This window comes from Ruegeria sp. CDSC042 (assembly GCF_059610745.1).
This window is the reverse complement of record NZ_JBXWOF010000008.1, coordinates 171,123-189,219: the sequence shown is the minus strand read 5'-3', so window position 1 is coordinate 189,219 and position 18,097 is coordinate 171,123. Positions and strand designations below refer to the sequence as shown.

19 protein-coding genes are annotated in these 18,097 nt (G+C 59.0%); 10 read left to right on the top strand and 9 right to left on the bottom strand.

Annotation, left to right across the window (positions count from 1 at the left end; genetic code table 11):
- Positions 1 to 87: 87 nt before the first annotated feature.
- Positions 88 to 1,287 (bottom strand): cytochrome-c peroxidase, encoded by a 1,200-nt coding sequence (locus tag AC2FHX_RS16315; RefSeq protein WP_282022004.1) that lies wholly within the window; start codon positions 1,285 to 1,287, stop codon positions 88 to 90.
- Positions 1,288 to 1,371: 84 nt separating this feature from the next.
- Here AC2FHX_RS16315 and AC2FHX_RS16310 point away from each other — a divergent pair, with 84 nt between their 5' ends.
- Positions 1,372 to 1,842 (top strand): tetratricopeptide repeat protein, encoded by a 471-nt coding sequence (locus AC2FHX_RS16310; protein ID WP_496692579.1) that lies wholly within the window; start codon positions 1,372 to 1,374, stop codon positions 1,840 to 1,842.
- A gap of 31 nt (positions 1,843 to 1,873) precedes the next feature.
- Here the strand turns inward: AC2FHX_RS16310 and AC2FHX_RS16305 are convergent, their stop codons facing one another.
- Genes AC2FHX_RS16305 through AC2FHX_RS16280 form a run of 6 tightly spaced genes read right to left on the bottom strand, consistent with a single transcriptional unit; the run spans position 1,874 to position 7,450 of the window.
- A complete protein-coding gene (locus AC2FHX_RS16305) occupies positions 1,874 to 2,935 on the bottom strand; it encodes a TRAP transporter substrate-binding protein (protein ID WP_142637250.1) in 1,062 nt (353 codons plus the stop codon).
- Positions 2,936 to 2,959: 24 nt separating this feature from the next.
- A complete protein-coding gene (locus AC2FHX_RS16300) occupies positions 2,960 to 4,249 on the bottom strand; it encodes a TRAP transporter large permease (protein ID WP_142637247.1) in 1,290 nt (429 codons plus the stop codon).
- Positions 4,250 to 4,837 carry a TRAP transporter small permease gene (locus AC2FHX_RS16295; RefSeq protein ID WP_142637246.1) on the bottom strand — a complete coding sequence of 196 codons (588 nt, stop codon included), beginning with the start codon at positions 4,835 to 4,837 and terminating at the stop codon, positions 4,250 to 4,252. It abuts the gene before it with no gap.
- Positions 4,838 to 4,890: 53 nt separating this feature from the next.
- Positions 4,891 to 5,406: a flavin reductase family protein gene (locus AC2FHX_RS16290; protein ID WP_496702794.1), complete on the bottom strand. Its 516-nt coding sequence runs from the start codon at positions 5,404 to 5,406 to the stop codon at positions 4,891 to 4,893.
- Positions 5,406 to 6,296 carry an aldo/keto reductase gene (locus AC2FHX_RS16285; RefSeq protein WP_496692572.1) on the bottom strand — a complete coding sequence of 297 codons (891 nt, stop codon included), beginning with the start codon at positions 6,294 to 6,296 and terminating at the stop codon, positions 5,406 to 5,408. The genes AC2FHX_RS16290 and AC2FHX_RS16285 overlap by 1 nt, the downstream gene beginning before the upstream one ends.
- On the bottom strand, positions 6,296 to 7,450 hold the full coding sequence (locus tag AC2FHX_RS16280) for an LLM class flavin-dependent oxidoreductase (RefSeq protein WP_496692571.1): 1,155 nt from the start codon (positions 7,448 to 7,450) through the stop codon (positions 6,296 to 6,298). The genes AC2FHX_RS16285 and AC2FHX_RS16280 overlap by 1 nt, the downstream gene beginning before the upstream one ends.
- Positions 7,451 to 7,557: 107 nt before the next feature.
- Between AC2FHX_RS16280 and AC2FHX_RS16275 the strand changes: the two genes are divergently transcribed.
- The 5 genes from AC2FHX_RS16275 (at position 7,558) to AC2FHX_RS16255 (ending at position 13,273) form a co-directional block, all read left to right on the top strand.
- A complete protein-coding gene (locus AC2FHX_RS16275) occupies positions 7,558 to 8,268 on the top strand; it encodes a GntR family transcriptional regulator (RefSeq protein WP_496702791.1) in 711 nt (236 codons plus the stop codon).
- Between the two features lie 12 nt (positions 8,269 to 8,280).
- Positions 8,281 to 9,375, top strand: a complete 1,095-nt coding sequence (locus AC2FHX_RS16270) for a Gfo/Idh/MocA family protein (protein ID WP_496702789.1) — start codon at positions 8,281 to 8,283, stop codon at positions 9,373 to 9,375.
- 199 nt (positions 9,376 to 9,574) lie between these two features.
- Positions 9,575 to 10,756 (top strand): phosphoserine transaminase, encoded by a 1,182-nt coding sequence (locus AC2FHX_RS16265; RefSeq protein ID WP_496677865.1) that lies wholly within the window; start codon positions 9,575 to 9,577, stop codon positions 10,754 to 10,756.
- Between the two features lie 65 nt (positions 10,757 to 10,821).
- On the top strand, positions 10,822 to 12,417 hold the full coding sequence (gene serA, locus AC2FHX_RS16260; protein WP_496702787.1) for a phosphoglycerate dehydrogenase: 1,596 nt from the start codon (positions 10,822 to 10,824) through the stop codon (positions 12,415 to 12,417).
- A gap of 118 nt (positions 12,418 to 12,535) precedes the next feature.
- Complete coding sequence (locus tag AC2FHX_RS16255) at positions 12,536 to 13,273, top strand: metallophosphoesterase family protein (protein WP_496702785.1); 738 nt, start codon at positions 12,536 to 12,538, stop codon at positions 13,271 to 13,273.
- Here AC2FHX_RS16255 and AC2FHX_RS16250 read toward each other — a convergent pair.
- A complete protein-coding gene (locus AC2FHX_RS16250; RefSeq protein WP_496702783.1) occupies positions 13,260 to 14,777 on the bottom strand; it encodes a malonate--CoA ligase in 1,518 nt (505 codons plus the stop codon). The two genes, AC2FHX_RS16255 and AC2FHX_RS16250, sit on opposite strands and share 14 nt — an antisense overlap.
- A 187-nt stretch (positions 14,778 to 14,964) precedes the next feature.
- Between AC2FHX_RS16250 and serB the strand changes: the two genes are divergently transcribed.
- The 4 genes from serB to AC2FHX_RS16230 are packed head-to-tail and all read left to right on the top strand — an operon-like array spanning position 14,965 to position 16,977.
- Positions 14,965 to 15,843 (top strand): phosphoserine phosphatase SerB, encoded by an 879-nt coding sequence (serB, locus tag AC2FHX_RS16245; protein ID WP_496702781.1) that lies wholly within the window; start codon positions 14,965 to 14,967, stop codon positions 15,841 to 15,843.
- Between the two features lie 45 nt (positions 15,844 to 15,888).
- The gene (locus tag AC2FHX_RS16240) at positions 15,889 to 16,218 is read left to right on the top strand and encodes an ArsR/SmtB family transcription factor (RefSeq protein WP_496702779.1); all 330 of its coding nucleotides are present in this window, start codon (positions 15,889 to 15,891) and stop codon (positions 16,216 to 16,218) included.
- Positions 16,206 to 16,634: an SRPBCC family protein gene (locus tag AC2FHX_RS16235; protein WP_496702777.1), complete on the top strand. Its 429-nt coding sequence runs from the start codon at positions 16,206 to 16,208 to the stop codon at positions 16,632 to 16,634. The genes AC2FHX_RS16240 and AC2FHX_RS16235 overlap by 13 nt, the downstream gene beginning before the upstream one ends.
- 22 nt (positions 16,635 to 16,656) lie before the next feature.
- Entirely contained in the window at positions 16,657 to 16,977 is a 321-nt protein-coding gene (locus tag AC2FHX_RS16230) for a YciI family protein (RefSeq protein WP_142637219.1), read from the top strand.
- A 5-nt stretch (positions 16,978 to 16,982) separates the two neighbouring features.
- On the opposite strand, the gene AC2FHX_RS16225 is transcribed toward AC2FHX_RS16230, so the two are convergent.
- Entirely contained in the window at positions 16,983 to 17,981 is a 999-nt protein-coding gene (locus tag AC2FHX_RS16225) for an asparaginase (RefSeq protein WP_496702775.1), read from the bottom strand.
- Positions 17,982 to 18,097 lie beyond the last annotated feature (116 nt).

Below are 18,097 nucleotides of genomic sequence, written 5' to 3'. Positions count from 1 at the left end.
TCGACAACGCATACGGAGACCGAAACCTCATCTGCACATGCCCACCAATGGACGCTTACGAAGAAGCCGCAGAGTAAGAGGCTGATATCAGGGTTCGAACCCCTTGGGCACGCCAAATGGCGGCGTGTCCACGCTTGTGCCCGTCAGGGCGTTCAGGAAGGCCACTAACTCGCTGATCTCGACGTCTGATAGCTCCATCGGGATGATGTCGACCTGACGACGCTGTCGCGCCAGTTCGAACCGGTCGTTCCACACCGCAAAATCAACCTGTTGCAGCCACGGGACTTTGGGCAAGGCGGCCATCTCGGGAGTCCAATGCGCAAGGCTGTCCTGCGGGTTAAGATGATGGCGAATGATGCTGTCGAGGTCAGGAAAGGCTCCGTTATGGCCATAAGGCGCGGTCAGGGCGACATTGCGCAGCATGGGGGTGCGAAAGCGATACGCATCCTCTAGCTGGTCGCTTTCGCCCATGCGCCCTACGTCCCGCACATTGGGGTCCCATTGCCGGGTGCGACCGGGGCCAAAGGGCGGAAGGGCCAGCGCGTGGAACTTCTGATCCGACAATAGCGGGCCAGAGTGACAGGTGGCACAGCGCGCCTTGCCGTAGAACAGGGCCATCCCGGACTTTTGGGTTGGTGTCAGAGCATCGGTGTTCCCAGCCAGATATTGATCAAACGGGCTGTCGGTGCTGCGCCATTCGATGGCCATGAAAGCGGCCAGAGCATTGGCGATCTGGGTGATGGTGATGTCTTCAGGCGTTTCGATCTCATCAAAAGCGCGGGCCATGGCGGGGCCGTATCGCGGGTCGGTACGGACGCGTTTCGCCAGAATCGGCCAGCCCTTGTCGATCCGGTCATGCACAGCGCCAGTCACCTGGTTTTCGGCAACATTCCCGGCCATCTCAAACTGCGAGGTCAGCGGGAACAGCGCCTGCGCGGCCAGCAGAGAATTCAATCCCGCGGGCAACCATTCCTGCGCCGGAGAGTTGAAGCCGTTGCCATAGACATCCGAGATACTCAGTCGTCCGTCATGGAAAACAGTATGGATGTCCTTTGCCCCGAGGTTCCAAAGGCCGGGCGAATTTCGGGGAATACGCTTGCGGATTTTGTCGGACCCAGTGCCCGGCGTGCGATCGGGGCCTAAACCCTGACCGCCTTCGCCAATACCCAGCGACAGGCCGTCGGATGTTCCGAAATCGGGATGGTGACAATGGGCGCAGGCGATGTTTTGATTGCCCGACAGGATTGGATCGTAAAACAGTTGATGACCGATGGCGGCCTGTTCCATATCAAAGGACAGGAAATCATCATCGGTCAGCGGGCGTGGCAGCTCTTGCGCTGCGGCTGCGCCGGCGAAAAGGAAAGCAATCCCATGCGCCAGATTATATTTGCCCTGTGTATGCTTGCGACCCCTGCGCTGGCCGAGCTGGAACAGGCGCGTGACATGATGGAGGCCGGCGCGTTCGAGGCCGCGCGCGAGGAACTGCTGCCCGCCGCCCGATCCGGCAATGCCGAGGCCGAGGAATTGATCGGTGTGATGTACGGGTTGGGTCTTGGAGTCGAGCAGGATTATGAACGGGCCTTTGAATGGTATCTGCGCGCATCGATGAAGGGGCATCCGGGCGCACAATCGGGGATCGGCTGGTATTACGAACTGGGTCTGGGCATGCCTGCGCCCGATCTTGTGCGGGCTTACATGTGGTACACGCTCAGCGCCATTGGCGGCGATCCCGACGCGGCAATCAGCCTTGAGGAAGTGGTCAAGAAAATGTCGCCGGAGCAGATTGAAAGAGCCCATGTTCTGGTCAACGACTATAAAGGGTGGATGTACCCGTTTCGGTGAGGGTCGGGCCAAACGCCCGACCCTAAATGGCTTAGTTCAGGTCCGCGTCACGCGATGCGTTGACGTCTGCCTCGGCCGCTGCAACGGCTTCGGTGAGCGCGGTGAAGACCTCATCACCACGACCGACGTTGGTTTGGAACCACTCGTAGACCGGGGTTGCCGCCTCTTTGAACGCGGCTTTCTGCTCGGGGGTCGGCACGTACAGATCACCGCCACCGGCGACGAAATCCTCGTAGGCCTGGATCGACTTGCGCTTGGGTGAGGCAAAGGTGGCCTGCTGCAGCGCATAGAACCCATCGACCACGACACGGCGCATGTCTTCGGGCATCTCCTGGAACTTGGCGTTATTCATCCACCACAGAGCGCCCATATAGGCATGGCCGTCCAGGGTGACATATTGCAGGCCTGCATCGGGGAATTTCATGCCCATGATGTCGGTGATGCCGTTCTTGGACCCTTCAACCACACCGGTTTGAAAGCTGGTGAACAGTTCCGGCCACGGGATCGGGGTGGGCGATGCACCCAAGGCTTTAACCAGCTCTTGTGGCAGGTCAGCGACCACGGTGCGGATTTTCAACCCTTCCATATCAGCTGGTTCAGCCACGCGACGCTGGGTGTTGGCAAAGTTGCGCCAGCCACCAGTGTTGCCGATGGTCATCAGACGGATCGCGCCGCCGGAATCCTCAAGTGCCATGTCGCGCATGGTGCGGGTGAAATCGCCGGATAAAACATGCTCGGCAATCCGGTCATCCGCCATAAGGTAGGGTAGGTCGAGGACCTGAACATAGGGAAAGATGCCTGACGCCCCGCCCGAGGTCGAGATATAGATGTCGATGGTTCCATCGGCCACACCCTGCAGGCATTCCGCGCCGTTCGAACACAGCTGCGTACCGATGAACAGCTCGACCTCGATCGCGCCGTTCGAAGCGGCTTCGACATAGTTCTTGAAAACGATTAGACCGTCATAATCCTCGTCATTTTCGTTCGAGTTGGCCGTGGCGCGCAGCGTATAATCCGCTGCCGTGGCCGCGATGGCTGATGCGGCGACCAGCGACGTGGCCACCGCTGCGGTTTTGATAAAGGTTCTGAGCATGCGTTTCCTCCCTGTGGAACTCAGTTAGTTGGCAAATCCCGTTATCCTCGGGATCGTCATGGATAATGCGGGGATGTAGGTGATCAGAAAGATCACGATGATTTCAACGGCCAGAAACGGCAGGATCGCCTTGGCAATGGTTTCAACCTTTTCGCGCGACACGGCGGCGGCCACGAACAGCACCAGCCCCATGGGGGGTGTGGCCAGACCAACGGTCAAGTTGACGCTCATGATGATGGCAAAGTGGATCGGGTCGACGCCGAGGCTGGTAAAGATCGGTCCCAGGATCGGCCCAAGAATGATGATCGCAGGCCCGGCATCCAAAAACATGCCGACAACGAACAAGAGCAGGTTGATCAGAAACAGCAGGATCAGCGGGTTTTCCGACAGGCTGAGGATCAGCGAGGCCAGCTGTTCTGGCGCATGGCTGAGGCTGACCACGGTTTTGAACGCCATGGCCGCCCCCACCAGCAGCAGAACGACGGCGGAGGTTAGGCCGGCATTGCTGAGGATCTCGGGCACTTCTTTGAGCGTCAGGGTGCGCAGGATGAAAAAGCCGATCAGAAAGGCATAGCCGACGGCCACCGCTGCGGCTTCGGTAGGTGTAAAGATACCGCCCAGAATACCACCCAGAATGATCACCGGAGTCAGCAGTGGAAAGAACGCCTTGAGGCTGGCCTGACCCCGTTCACCCCATGTGTATTTGCGGCTGGCAACGGGAAAATCATACTTGTCGGCCATGAATTTGATCATCAGCATCAGGCCAACGCCAACCATGACGCCCGGCACGATCCCGGCCAGAAACAGCGCCGCAACGCTTTCGCCCATCACATAAGCGTAGATGATCATAATGCCCGAAGGCGGGATGATCGGGCCTATGACGGAACTGGCCGCCGTGATTGCCGCGGCAAATTTGCGGGTATAGCCCTGCTTCTCCATCGCCGGGATCAGCATTGAACCCAGCGCTGATGTATCCGCCACGGCAGAGCCTGAAAGTCCCGCAAACAGGATCGAGCTGAGCACGTTCACATGCGCCAACCCGCCGCGAAAATGGCCCATCAAGGCTTGGCTGAATTCCACCAGACGGATGGTTATCCCGCCGCGGTTCATTAGCTCTCCGGCCAGCATGAAGAAAGGGATTGCCATCAGGGGAAAGCTGTCCATGCCGTTATAGACATTGCGGTACAGCAGGGTGATGTCATTGGATTGGCCATTCAGCCACAGCAGGATACCCGGGGCGGCCAAAAGGGCGAAAAAGACCGGCAGGCCGATCATCAGAAAGACAAGGAAAGTGGGCAGGAACCAAATCAACATCTATTCAGCCCCCACCGGTGCGTCGGCAATTTCAGGCAGCAGGTCTGCGCCCCCCAATAGCGAGACAATCGCGCGCAGGATCAGCTCGACATTTACTACGATCAGAAGGGCCACCCCCACCAGCAGCGAGGCCATCATCCAGCTGCGCGGGACGCGGTACCATTCGTCAAAGCCAAATGAGGTGGGAATATACAAAGCGGCGGTTGCGAATTTGCCCCCGAACCCGGTCACTTCGGACCAGCCGATCTTAACCGCCACCAGCAGCACCGCCAGTGACACGAACAGCAGCGCGAGCATCAGTACCTGTCCCAAAACGCGCGGAAGCATCAGGGGCACCATGTCGATGGCCACGAACCCGCCGCGGCGAAATGCGGTCGGGGCCATCAGACCCGTCATCCAGAGCATGCAGAACCGGGCGGCCTCATCCGGCCAGGGCAGTGCGTTGCCCAGCACATATCGGAAGAATACCTGAATCAGGATTGCGGTCACCATGAATGCAATCGCAACGACGCCAACCGCGCGGCCCAATCGCAGCACGGTTTCGTTCACGAATGCAATCGGCGCCAGCATCGTTGCCAGTCCGCCCATGCGTTTCCTCCCTATGTCAGCCGCGGGTTGGTCCCGCGGTCGTCAGAGCGCGCTTAGGACTGCGCGAATTGGCCGAATTTTCCGGCATAGAAGGTCAGCGCGTCTCCATCGCTTATGCTGGCCTTCAGGACTTTGCCCACCACGATCACATGATCGCCTGCGTCGTGATAAGCGTGTTGTTCACATTCAAACCGTGCCAGACAATCCGGCAGCAGAGGGGTGCCATTCGAGCAATGCCCATGGGCGATGTCCCGCAACGCAAAGGCGTTTTTCGAGCAGCCGAAACACAGCTCGGCCTGTTCAGAGGACAGTACATGAACGCTGAAATGGCGCGCCTTGTGGAAATAGGGGAAGCGGCGCGAGTTGCGGTCGCCGGCCCACATGATCAGGGGCGGGTCCAGCGACAGGGACGAAAAACTGTTGGCAGTGATGCAGACCGGACCGTCCGTGCTGTTGCAGGTGACGATGGTAACTCCGGTGGCAAAGCGGCCAAACGCATCGCGCAGGGTTCGGGTGTCATCCTTGTGTGGGATGAAAGTATGGTTCATGTCCTGTGACATTGCATTCATCATGGTACCTCATGGCCCAGTGCCGCCTCATAAAGGCGGTACCAACTCTCGCGATCCAGATTGACTTTCAAGGCGTCCGAAATCTGTTTGATCCGACCCAGATTGTTGGTGCCCAGCACCGGCAGGATGCCTGCAGGATGTGCCAGAAGGAAGGCCACGGCCACTGCGGCCCGGTCCACTCCGAATTCGGCGGCGATCTCATCCGCGACCACGCCGACCGGAGGGTTCCCGGCCATCAGCAGTCCGCCGCCCAGCGGCGACCACGCCATCACCGGCTGCCCATGCTGTTGATGAAACGCCAAGTCGCCATTGGTGAAGGGGCGGATTTCGCCCAGCGAGATCTCGATCTGGTTGGTGACCAGTTGGGTCTTCATAGCTGATTGCAGAAGGGTCCAGTCCCACGGGCGGAAATTCGATACGCCAACCGCGCCCACCTTGCCGCTGGCCACGACCTCGTCCAGCGCTGCGCCGGTCTCATGGTGGTCCATGAAGGGATCAGGGCGGTGGATCAGTAGCAGGTCGACATGGTCGATTGCCATCTCGGTCAGAGAGGTTTCAACCGATTTCAGGATATGCGCGCGCGATGTGTCATAATATTTTACCTTCGCATCCGCGTATCGGCCCATCGGCGCAACGATGTCGCATTTGGTGACGATCTCCATCCGCGCGCGCAGCGCCGGGTTGGCGCGCAAGGCGTTGCCCAAAACCGCCTCGGCCGCGTAACCGCCATAGATGTCGGCCTGATCGAATGTGGTGATGCCCTGATCCAGGCAGGCTTGTATCTTGGCTTCGACATGATCCGCCGAGGTGTCACTGTCATCACCCAAGCGCCACATTCCGTATACCAGGCGGCTCATTTCCAGCGTGTCTGAAAGCTTTACACGTTGCATTAGCGGCGAACTCCGTTGCCCAGCGGGGTGGCCGGGGTGGTTTTGGGCACGCGTCCGTATTCCTCGGGCAGCGAGCAGGTTTTCAGGTTGGGCATCACGCGGGCACCGAAATGGCGGGCCTCGTCCAGATGTGGATAGCCCGAGAAGATGAAGGCGCGGATGCCCATCTTTTGATAGTCTTCAATCTTGGTCATGACTTGATCGGTGGAGCCCACAAGCGCTGCGCCGCAGCCAGACCGCGCCCGGCCCACGCCTGTCCAGAGACCAGGTTCGACATAGCCGTATTCATCCGCCAGATCGCGGTTTTTGGCCTGATGCGCCACACCCAGCGAGGTGGAATCCAGCGCCCGTTCGCGGATGGCGCGACCGTATTCGTCGTCCAGCTTGGATACGATGTAATCCGCGTATTCTTGCGCTTCGGCCTCGGTGTCGCGAACGATCATGTGAACGCGCAAGCCGTAATCCAGTGTCCGGTTGTAATTCTCGGCTACCGCATGAACCGCCTGCATCCGCCCGGCCAGTTGATCCTTGGTTTCTGGCCACATCAGGTAGACATCGCAATGCTCTCCGCACAGTTCGAGCGCAGATGGGGAATAGCCGCCGAAATACAACAGCGGTCCGCCGGTCTGATAGGGCTTGGCTGGGTCGGTGGTCAGGCCCGAGAAATTATAGACCTCGCCCGCATGGTTGATCTCATCCCGCGTCCAAGCCTGTTTCAGGATTTCGACGACTTCGCGCGAGCGTTGATAACGGAACGCGCTGTCTGCCTTTTCACCAGGGAAATCGGACGAGATGATGTTGACTGTCAAGCGCCCCTGCAACATGTGATCCAGCGTCGCGATGGTGCGGGCCAGCATGATGGGCTGCATTTCACCGCAACGCACCGCGGCCAGCAGGTTGATCTTGTCGGTGATCGGTGCGCATCCAGCAACAAAGCTAAGTGTGTCCTGACCGACCTGATAGGATGACGGGCACAGGATGTTGCGAAACCCCTGTGCCTCGGCCTCTTTCACGATGGCGGAACAGTGGTCCCAGCTGGACCGCAGATCGCCATCGGGCATCCCCAGAAACTGATAGTCATCCGAACACAGAGCCGAAAACCACGAGACCTCGGCCGCGTTCAGATCGGGGGAGGTGATTGGGACGATCGTCATCTGAGTCGGTCTCCGCAATGGATTTGCTTTTTCTCTTGCGTAGCAATCACATTGATGTAGATCAATAGTGTATCAATTTTTCCTGTGACCAATCGAAGCGCCCCGACGTGCCCCCCTCAAGCCGAAACCCCAATGCCCTGCCGATATATGTTCAGATTGCAGAACTGCTGATCCGCGATATTGCGGCCGGCCGTCTGATTGACGGTGAGCGCCTGCCGCCGGAACGGGACATGGCGGCGGACCTGAATGTCTCGGTCGGAACCCTGCGAAAATCGCTGTCCGAGCTTGAGAAAAAAGGGATGTTGGAACGCATTCAGGGCTCGGGCAATTACATCCGTGAGACCGGAACGCAAAACAGCGTCTATGCGATGTTTCGGCTTGAGCTGCCCGAAGGGGGCGGTTTGCCAAGCGCGGATATCCTGTCGGTCGATCATCTGGAAAAGCCTGCCAATCTACCCGGATTCGGAGCCGCGGCCATGGGGTCGCGCGTGCGCCGGATGCGCTATTTGAATGACACAATCATCGCGGTCGAAGAGATATGGCTCGACGAATCAGTGGGTTTGATCGACGGCGACCTGCTGTCGGACTCGCTGTATCGCTATTATCAGCAGCAGTTGGGGTTCTGGATCACGCGGGCCGAAGACAGGGTTTCAATCGCGGTGCTGCCCGATTGGACACCGACGGGCTTCACCAAGCCCGCTGGGCAGACCGTCGGGTATATCGAGCGGTTTAGCTGGTCAGAACAGGCCGAACCCGTCGAATTCTCTAAAACTTGGTTCGATCCGGATCGGGCCACATATGTTCAACGCTTGAAGTAAAAGGAAACGCGCATGACCCGGACCATCAATTACGGGCTGATCGGATGCGGCATGATGGGGCAGGAGCACCTGCACAATATCGCTCTGCTGGATGGCACGCGGGTGGCGGCGATCTATGAGCCCGACCCGCAGATGGCCCGCGCCGCGCAAGAGATTGCACCGGAGGCCGAGATGGTGGGATCAGTGGCGGATCTTTTGGCGATCGAGGATCTGGATTGCCTGGTTATCGCCAGCCCGAACCACCTGCATGTAGATCAAATCTGCGACATCGCGGCGATGCGCCCACTGCCCCTGTTGGTGGAGAAGCCGCTTTTTACCGATCCGCAGGATGCAGCGCGGCTGGAAACGGTGCAGCGTGACTATCCCCATCCAATCTGGGTGGCGATGGAATATCGCTATATGCCTCCGATTGCCGCTTTGATCAAAGGGCTCCAATCCACCGGCGGGGTGCAGATGCTGACGATCCGGGAACATCGATTTCCCTTTCTGGAAAAGGTCGGCAACTGGAACCGGTTCAACCGCAATACCGGCGGCACATTTGTCGAGAAATGCTGCCATTTCTTCGACCTGATGCGGCTGATCCTTGGGTCCGATCCGGTGCGGATCACCGCCAGCGGTGGGCAGGCGGTAAACCATCTGGACGAAAGCTATGATGGGGAAACGCCGGATATTCTGGATCACGGTTATGTTCTGGTTGATTTCGCCAACGGCACGCGGGCGATGCTGGAACTGTGCATGTTCGCCGAAGGATCGCGGTACCAAGAGGAAATCTCGGCCACAGGACCGCAGGCCAAGATCGAGGCGCTGGTGCCGGGGCCGGGGCGCTTTTGGCCCGATCATCTGGGTGACCCGCCGGTGCCGCAGGTGATTGTCAGCCCGCGTAATCCAAAAGGGCCGGTGTCACAAGACATCCCCGTTGACCCGCGCTTGCTGGCCGCCGGGGATCACAATGGCTCGACCTATTACCAGCATCAGGGGTTCCTGGCGCTTGTCCGCGGCGAAAGGGCCGCGCCGAATGTGACGCTGCAGGATGGGCTGTGGGCCGTTCGTATGGGGTTGGCGGCACAACAGGCGCTGGAAACGGGTGAAGCCGTTCGGTTGACCTGATAGGCAACAAGGACGATGCGCTGAGCCGGTGACGAAATTGCGCCTATCGGAAACGCGCTCCCCCCACTTGCGTATAAAAACCTGTCGTTTTTGATTTCTGATGGGTCTTTTTCGCTTGTTGATGCTGCGTCTGCACCCTAGCTCTGTCTGTGGGACACCCCTCCCCAACGAGGGGCGTGTATCTGGAAGGGTAATACACATGACTATCGAACAACCGGCATCGAATGACGCCGTGCGCAAACCTGAAACGCGGCCGGCAAATCCGCGCTTTTCCTCGGGGCCCTGCGCCAAACCCCCCACATTTGACCTGACCAAACTGGCTGACGCAGCACTTGGCCGTTCGCATCGCGCTGCTGTTGGCAAGGACAAGCTGAAAGCGGCCATCGAAGGTACGCGAGAAGTGTTGGGCATTCCAGCAGATTACAAGATCGGCATCGTTCCCGCGTCTGACACCGGCGCGGTTGAGATGGCGCTGTGGTCGCTGTTGGGTGAGCGCAAGGTCGAGATGCTGGCCTGGGAAAGTTTTGGCGCGGGATGGATCACGGATGTGGTCAAGCAGCTAAAAATCGACGCCGAAGTGAAAACAGCCGATTATGGGCAGATCATCGATCTGGCCTCGGTCGACTTCTCCCATGACGTGGTCTTTACATGGAACGGCACGACTTCGGGCGTGCGGGTGCCAAACGGTGACTGGATTGCGGATGACCGTCAGGGTTTGACGATCTGCGATGCGACTTCGGCGGCCTTCGCGATGGACCTGCCGTGGGACAAGTTGGATGTGACCACGTTTAGCTGGCAGAAAGTTCTGGGCGGAGAGGCGGCGCATGGGATGCTGATCCTTTCCCCGCGCGCTGTGGAGCGGCTTGAAAGCTATACCCCCGCATGGCCATTGCCCAAGATTTTCCGCCTGACCAAGGGCGGTAAGCTGATCGATGGTATCTTTACTGGCGCTACGATCAACACCCCGTCGATGCTGGCGGTTGAGGACTATCTGTTTGCATTGGACTGGGCGCGCTCGGTTGGTGGTCTGCAGGGATTGATTGGCCGGGCCGATGCGAATGCCGGTGCGGTGCATGCGTTCTGCGAGCAGAATGACTGGATCGCTAACCTGGCTGACGACCCGGCGACGCAGTCGAATACGTCTGTCTGTCTGAAATTCACCGATGCGCGCATCCGGGACGGCGCAGCCTTTGCCAAGGCCGTTGCAAAGCGGTTGGAGGCCGAGAATATCGCGTTGGATATCGGGGCTTATCGCGACGCACCTGCGGGTCTGCGTATCTGGTGCGGCGGCACAGTCGAAACTTCGGATATCGAAGCGATGTTGCCTTGGCTAGCCTGGGCCTTCGAGGCTGAGCTCGCAGCACAAACTGAAGCCGCCTGATCTTTCCCAATCTTCACCGGGCCGCCTCAGGCCCGGACATCTCATTACATTCAAGGACCACAGACATGGCTCCCAAAGTACTTGTTTCTGACAAACTCAGTGAAACCGCTGTTCAGATTTTCCGCGACCGCGGCATCGACGTGGATTTCATGCCCGATCTGGGCAAGGACAAAGATAAACTGGCCGAAGTGATTGGCCAGTATGACGGTCTTGCCATCCGCTCGGCCACCAAGGTCACGCCGACCTTGCTGGAACATGCGGACAAGCTGAAAGTCATAGGTCGCGCCGGCATCGGCACCGACAATGTCGACAAGGATGCCGCCAGCAAGAAGGGCGTCATCGTGATGAACACGCCCTTTGGCAACATGATCACCACAGCCGAGCACGCGATTGCGATGATGTTCGCCGTGGCGCGGCAGATCCCCGAGGCTAGCACTTCGACCCATGCGGGCAAATGGGAAAAGTCCAAGTTCATGGGGATCGAGCTGACCAACAAAACCTTGGGCGTCATTGGTGCGGGCAATATTGGCGGGATCGTCTGCGAACGCGCCCTGGGCCTGAAAATGAAGGTTGTCGCCTATGATCCCTATCTGGGCGAAGAGAAAGCCGCCAAGATGGGTGTTGAAAAGGTTGAACTGGATGAGCTGCTGTCGCGTGCCGATTTCATCACCTTGCATGTGCCGCTGACCGATCAGACTCGCAACATCCTCAGCCGCGAAAATCTGGCCAAGACCAAGCCTGGCGTGCGCATCGTCAACTGTGCCCGCGGTGGTCTGGTCGATGAAGAGGCGCTGGCCGAGGCTCTGCAATCCGGTCACGTTGCTGGTGCCGCCTTTGACGTGTTCAGCGAGGAACCTGCCAAGGAAAACGCGCTGTTCAACCTGCCCAACGTCGTCTGCACGCCGCATCTGGGGGCCGCAACGACCGAGGCGCAGGAAAACGTGGCGCTGCAGGTGGCTGAGCAGATCTCGAACTACCTGCTGACCGGCGCGGTTGAGAACGCGCTGAACATGCCGTCCGTCACCGCCGAAGAAGCCAAGGTTATGGGGCCGTGGATCAAACTGGCCGGACATCTGGGCAGCTTCATCGGTCAAATGACGGATGAGCCGATCAAGGCGATCAACATTCTCTATGACGGTGTCGCGGCTGAGATGAACCTTGCGGCTCTGAACTGTTCGGCCGTGGCCGGGATCATGAAAAAGTTCAACCCCGAGGTGAACATGGTCTCTGCCCCTGTGGTAGCCAAAGAGCGTGGCATCAAGATCTCGACCACCAATCAGGATAAATCGGGTGCCTTCGAGGGGTACATCAAGGTTACTGTCGTGACCGAAAAGCGCGAGCGTTCCATCGGTGGCACGGTGTTCAGCGACGGCAAACCCCGCTTCATCCAGATCAAAGGCATCAATATCGACGCCGAGGTCGGCGCGCATATGCTGTACACCACCAACGAGGATGTCCCGGGTATCATCGGTGCGTTGGGCCAGACCATGGGCGAAAGCAATGTGAACATCGCCAACTTTACCCTTGGCCGGTCCGAAGCGGGCGGCGAAGCGATTGCGCTGCTGTATGTTGATGAACCCGTACCAGCCGAGGCGCGGGCAAAGCTGGCCGAAACCGGCCTGTTCACGCAAATCAAACCGCTGGAGTTCGACGTTGCCTGAGGCGGTGTTGAATATCTGAGACACTTCATACCCGCGTCTTCCAAGGCGTGGGTATTTTCTTTTCCCGGCCGCCAAGACGCGTCACAAGCAGGGTGTTCCTGTTGATTTAGGGTTTTCCATGTCCTCGCCAATTTATGCAATCGGTGACATCCACGGCCAGCTCGGCATGCTGCAGGTTGCGCTGTCGCGGATCGAGGCCGATGGCGGGCCAGATGCAAAGATCGTGTTTCTGGGTGATTATGTCGACCGGGGCCCGGACAGCCGCGCCGTGCTGGACCTGCTGATCGAAGGCCAAAAGGCGGGGCGCAACTGGGTCATGGTCAAGGGCAACCACGACCGTATGATGGCTCGCTTCGTGCAAGAGCGCGAAATTGCAGATAAGCAACTACCCGTCACGCTGAGCTGGCTGAACCCACGGCTGGGTGGTCGGGAAACGCTGGCCTCCTACGGGGTGGAAGTCACGGACAATGACCGCATCTATCAGGTCCATGAACGGGCCTGTGCCGCCGTACCGCCAGCACATCTGGATTTCATCAACGCTTTGCCAGTTTACCATCAAGAGGATGAGCTGCTGTTCGTCCACGCTGGCATCAGGCCCGGTCTTCCACTGTCGCAGCAATCCGAAGATGACCTGGTTTGGATACGGCAGGAATTTTTGGTTGAATCTGGCCCGCACCCCTGGCTGATCGTGCATGGTCACACCCCTGTGGATGCGGCGGAACATTGCGGCAATCGGATCAATTTGGATGCGGGCGCGGGCTATGGTCATCCGTTGGCCACTGCCGTGTTCGAGGGCCGTGATTGCTGGTTGCTGACCGCACAGGGGCGCGCGCCGCTGAGACCTAGTCTTCGGTAAACAGGTCTTTGTAAGCTTCGCGTAGCGCGTTTTTTTGCACTTTGCCCATCGTATTGCGCGGCAATTCGTTCAGCACGATCAGCTTGCGGGGATGTTTGAATCGCGCCAGTTGGGTCTGTGCGCTTGCCATGATGGCCTCGAGGTCGGGCGACTTGTTTGGTTCGGCTACCAACAGGCCTAACACGGTTTCGCCGAAATCCGGATGGGGCACGCCGATAACTGCGCTTTCCAGAACACCGAGCTGGTCGTCCAGCACCAGTTCGACCTCTTTGGGATAGATGTTGTACCCGCCCGAGATGATCAGGTCCTTGCCGCGTCCGACGATATGGACATAGCCGTCCGCGTCCACACGTCCAAGGTCGCCGGTGATAAAGAACCCGTCCTCGCGCAACTCTGCTGCGGTCTTCTCGGGCATTTCCCAATAGCCCTGAAAGACGTTGGGGCCACGCACCTCGATCATGCCGATTTCGCCCTGTGGCAAGGTTTCACCCGTCTCAGAGTCGGTCACTTTGAGCTCAACGCCCGGCAAGGGGAACCCCACGGATCCGGCGCGGCGTTCACCGTCATAGGGGTTCGAGGTGTTCATGTTGGTCTCGGTCATACCGTAGCGTTCAAGAATGCGGTGCCCGGTGCGGGCCTCAAACTGCTGATGCGTTTCGGCCAGCATTGGGGCCGAGCCCGAGATGAACAGCCGCATATGACGTGCCAGATCGCCGGTGAACCGGTCGTCATCCAACAGACGGGTGTAGAAGGTCGGAACCCCCATCATCGCGGTTGCATCAGGCAAATGCCGCAGTACCTCATCCAGATCGAATTTCGGCAGAAAGATCATCGACCCGCCCGAAGCCAGTACCACGTTGGTTGCCACGAACAGCCCATGAGTGTGAAAGATTGGCAGAGCATGCAGCAACACGTCATCGTCGGTAAACCGCCATTCCCGTACCAATGTTTCGGCATTCGACAGCAGATTGGCCTGTGACAGCATCGCGCCCTTGGATCGGCCGGTCGTGCCGGACGTGTACAGGAAGGCGGCCAGATCATCCTCGGTGCGGTTGACCGGCTCGAAAGCAGGCAGCATACCCAGAGCACGCCGCATCAGGCTGCCGGATCCATCAGCGTTTAGCGTTTCAAGCCGCGCCTTCTGGGCGGCGGCGACGGGTGCCAGACCAGCCTTATTCACATCATCGCAGACCACCAGCGCAGCGCCGCTGTTTTCGATGAAATAGCTCAGTTCGCTGACCGTATAGGCAGTGTTGAGTGGCAGAAAAACCAGACCGGTCTGCACACAAGCAGCAAACAGCGCAAGCGCTTCGGGCGACTTTTCCACCTGAACCGCAACGCGTTGTCCGGGTTCGAGCTCAAAGCCGACTAGGGTATTGGCCAACCGAGAGGCCATGTCCAAGAATTCAGAATGGGTCAGCACCTGACCGTTGGGCAGATGCAGGAAAGGCGTCTCTTTGCCCGCGTGTATGCCAAACAAGCGATCGTAAAGCGGGTTGCCCATCTACCAAGGTCCTTTCTGTCCAGTCCCGGCGAATCTGTCTTGGAATGGCGTGCTGGTAAAGCCCTGAATGGCGCAATCGGTCGCCGTTCTGTCCGCATGATGTGCCAGAGTTTGCTGCGGACAAACTGTCTTCTGGCGATCGGGGGCTATCTGCGTTAATCGCAGGTGAATTCGCCGGAGATAGACTATGTATGTTGCCACCCTGTTGACCAATCCCGAAACGCGCGCGCTGGATTTGGCGCTGGTCGAGTCGTTGCGGAATGCCTGGGGCGGGGCCGAGATCATCTGGCTCAGCCCGGATGAGGCGGCAGAGTTCGCGCTGCAGGAACTTCCGGGCAACCAGTGGGATGTCTGGGGTGATTTGCAGAAGCTTGGCGTTGACCTGATCGTGCAGCCTGCCGAGGGGCGGCGCAAAAAGATGCTGTTGGCGGATATGGACAGCACCATGATCCAGCAGGAATGCATCGACGAATTGGCGGATGAGGCCGGTGTCGGCGACCGCGTCAAGGACATTACGGCCCGCGCAATGAATGGCGAATTGGATTTCGAAGGCGCGCTGACCGAACGGGTCGGGTTGCTGAAAGGGTTGGATAAGGCTATGATCGGCAAGGTTCTGGCCGAACGCATCACCCTGATGCCCGGCGGCAAGGTGCTGGTCGCGACGATGCGCGCCAATGGCGGCTATGCGGCGCTGGTCTCAGGCGGGTTCACGGCGTTTACTGCCAAGGTGGGCAGTGAATTGGGGTTTGACGAAAACCGTGCCAACACTCTGCTGGCCGAAAACGGCAAGCTGACCGGCGATGTGCAGCGACCGATTCTGGGACGACAGGCCAAAGTCGACGCGCTGGAACAGATTACCAAGCGTCTGGGCCTGTCCGAAAACGATGTGATCTCTGTGGGTGACGGGGCAAATGATCTGGGCATGTTGGGCCGGGCCGGAACCGGGGTTGCGCTGCATGCAAAGCCTTCGGTCGCGGAACAATGCGAAGTGCGGGTCAACCATGGCGATTTGACCGCGCTTTTGTATCTGCAGGGCTATGCGCGGCAGGAATTTGCCCAAGCCTGATTGCCGGGGCTTCCCTTTATTTAACAAAAATGTTAAACAGTGGTCATGAGTACGCTTTTGACCACATTCTCCGCCTTGTCCGACGCCACGCGGTTTTCCATCGTTGAACAGTTGATGCAGGACGGAGAGCAGCCCGCAGGCGACCTGATCGAAGGGCGCGGTATGTCAGGTGCTGCGGTCTCGCGCCACCTGAAGGTTTTGCGTGAGGCCGGGCTGGTTCGGCAACGGGTGCAGGGCACCCAGCGGATGTATTCGATCCGCCCCGAAGGTCTGCGCGCAATCGCGGAATGGACCATTTCGAAACGACAATTCTGGGAAAGCAGTCTGGATCGTCTGGGCGATGCTATTGAAAGGGATAATTCATGGCCGATCTAAAGCTGGAACGCACGTATCCGATACCGCCAGAGGATCTGTTTGCGTGGATCAGTGTCGCAGAACGGCTGTTGCAGTGGTGGGGTCCCGAAGGGGTGCACGTGCCCGAACATACTCTCGATTTTTCGCGCGTTGGTCCGTGGTATTCGGTCATGGAGAATGGCGAGGGCCAGCGCTTTAAGGTCTCGGGCCATGTGACCCATGTCGATCCGCCCAATTCGGTTGGCTTCACCTGGGGCTGGCATGACGATCAGGATCAGCGTGGGGCCGAAAGCCATGTAACACTGCGGGTCGAAGCCGCAGGCGGCGGAGCTCGGCTGGTGGTCGATCACCGCGACCTGGGCGATGACGAAATCGCCGCAAACCACGAGAAAGGCTGGACCTCGACGCTGAACAAGCTGGCCGGTCTGGTGCAATAAGTTTTCATCTGGGAGGAAAGAAATGCCACAGTTTCTGTTTGTCTATCACGGCGGGACCACGCCATCGGACCCGGCCGAAGTCGAAGCAACCATGGCCGCCTGGGGCGCGTGGTTTCAGAATATGGGTCCGTCACTAGAAATACCCGGCAACCCGGTGGGCCAGTCCTATACCGTCAGCTCGGGCGGTGTGGTCGACAATGGCGGTGCCAACCCGGTATCCGGCTTTACCGTGATCAAGGCCGACAGCATCGACGCCGCCAATGAAATGGCCAAGGGATGCCCCATGGTCGTGAACGGGTCAGGTTCGGTCGAGGTGGCCGAGATTCACGAAATTGAGATGTAGCCGCCCTAGCCGGGGAATCCCGGCGCGGGTCGGATCACGCCACATTCCAGCCCGCGACGGCTGTATTGCGTGGCGTTCATAAAGGTGCGGGTGGCCGGGTGATCGGCCTCCAGCACGCCGAGGCTGACCAGAATGGCTGCAATGGCGCATTCGCTGGCACGGGTGGCGCCATCGGTGATCTTCAGCGCGACGCCCATGCGTTTTTCAGGGATGATGGCGATGAATACGGCCTCGGCCCCGGTCTTGATCGCGGCGCGCCCGTTCATGGCGCGCATCAGCTCGGTACAGGCGCGCGTCTCTCCGGCCACCAGCTCGGGATGTTTGATCATCGCCGCGGTCAGGTGTTGTGCCGCATCGCTGGCCCGGTCCGACCGGTCCGCCGCCGAGGCAAACCACGCCATCGACCGTGCCATCCCTACCAGCGAGGTGGCAAAGTTCGGGGCGGAACAGCCATCGATGCCATAGCCAGGGCTGGTTTCGCCGGTGGTTTCTTCCAGCGCGGACAAACAGGCCTGTTGAACCGGGTGGTCGATTTCAAGATATTCCGGCCCGGCGCCCATATGCTGTGCTACCGTCAAAAACCCGCAATGTTTGCCCGAGCAGTTGTTGTGGATCTGACAGGGCGTGTCGTCGGCAAGTATCAGCCCGTCGCGCGCCGCCATATCCTGAGGCTCTTGCGGCCCACAGCGCAAATCGGGTTCTGCCAGGCCCAGATGGTCCAGCCAGGACGTTACCCTGTCTGTGTGAATATGCGCGCCGTTATGCGAGGCACAGGCCAATGCCAGATGCTCGCTGTTCAGCCCGTATTTCGCGGCCGCCCCAGATGTAATCAACGGCAGGGCCTGTATCATCTTGGCCGAAGACCGGGGGTAGATTATCGCCTCCGGGTCGCCCCAGCTGCGCACGATTTGACCCGTGTCATCACAGATAACCGCATGTCCCAGATGCAGGCTTTCCAGAAAAGGCCCCCGCCATAGTTCGGTCATTGCTACAGGCTGCGTCATCGGGACCCTCCTAAACATGCGCAAAAAACTGCCAACCGCCCTTTCGCCTATGGCGAAACTTGCGATAGTGTGTGTATGTCGGCAATCACCGGAAGACGCAACTTACAGACGAACCG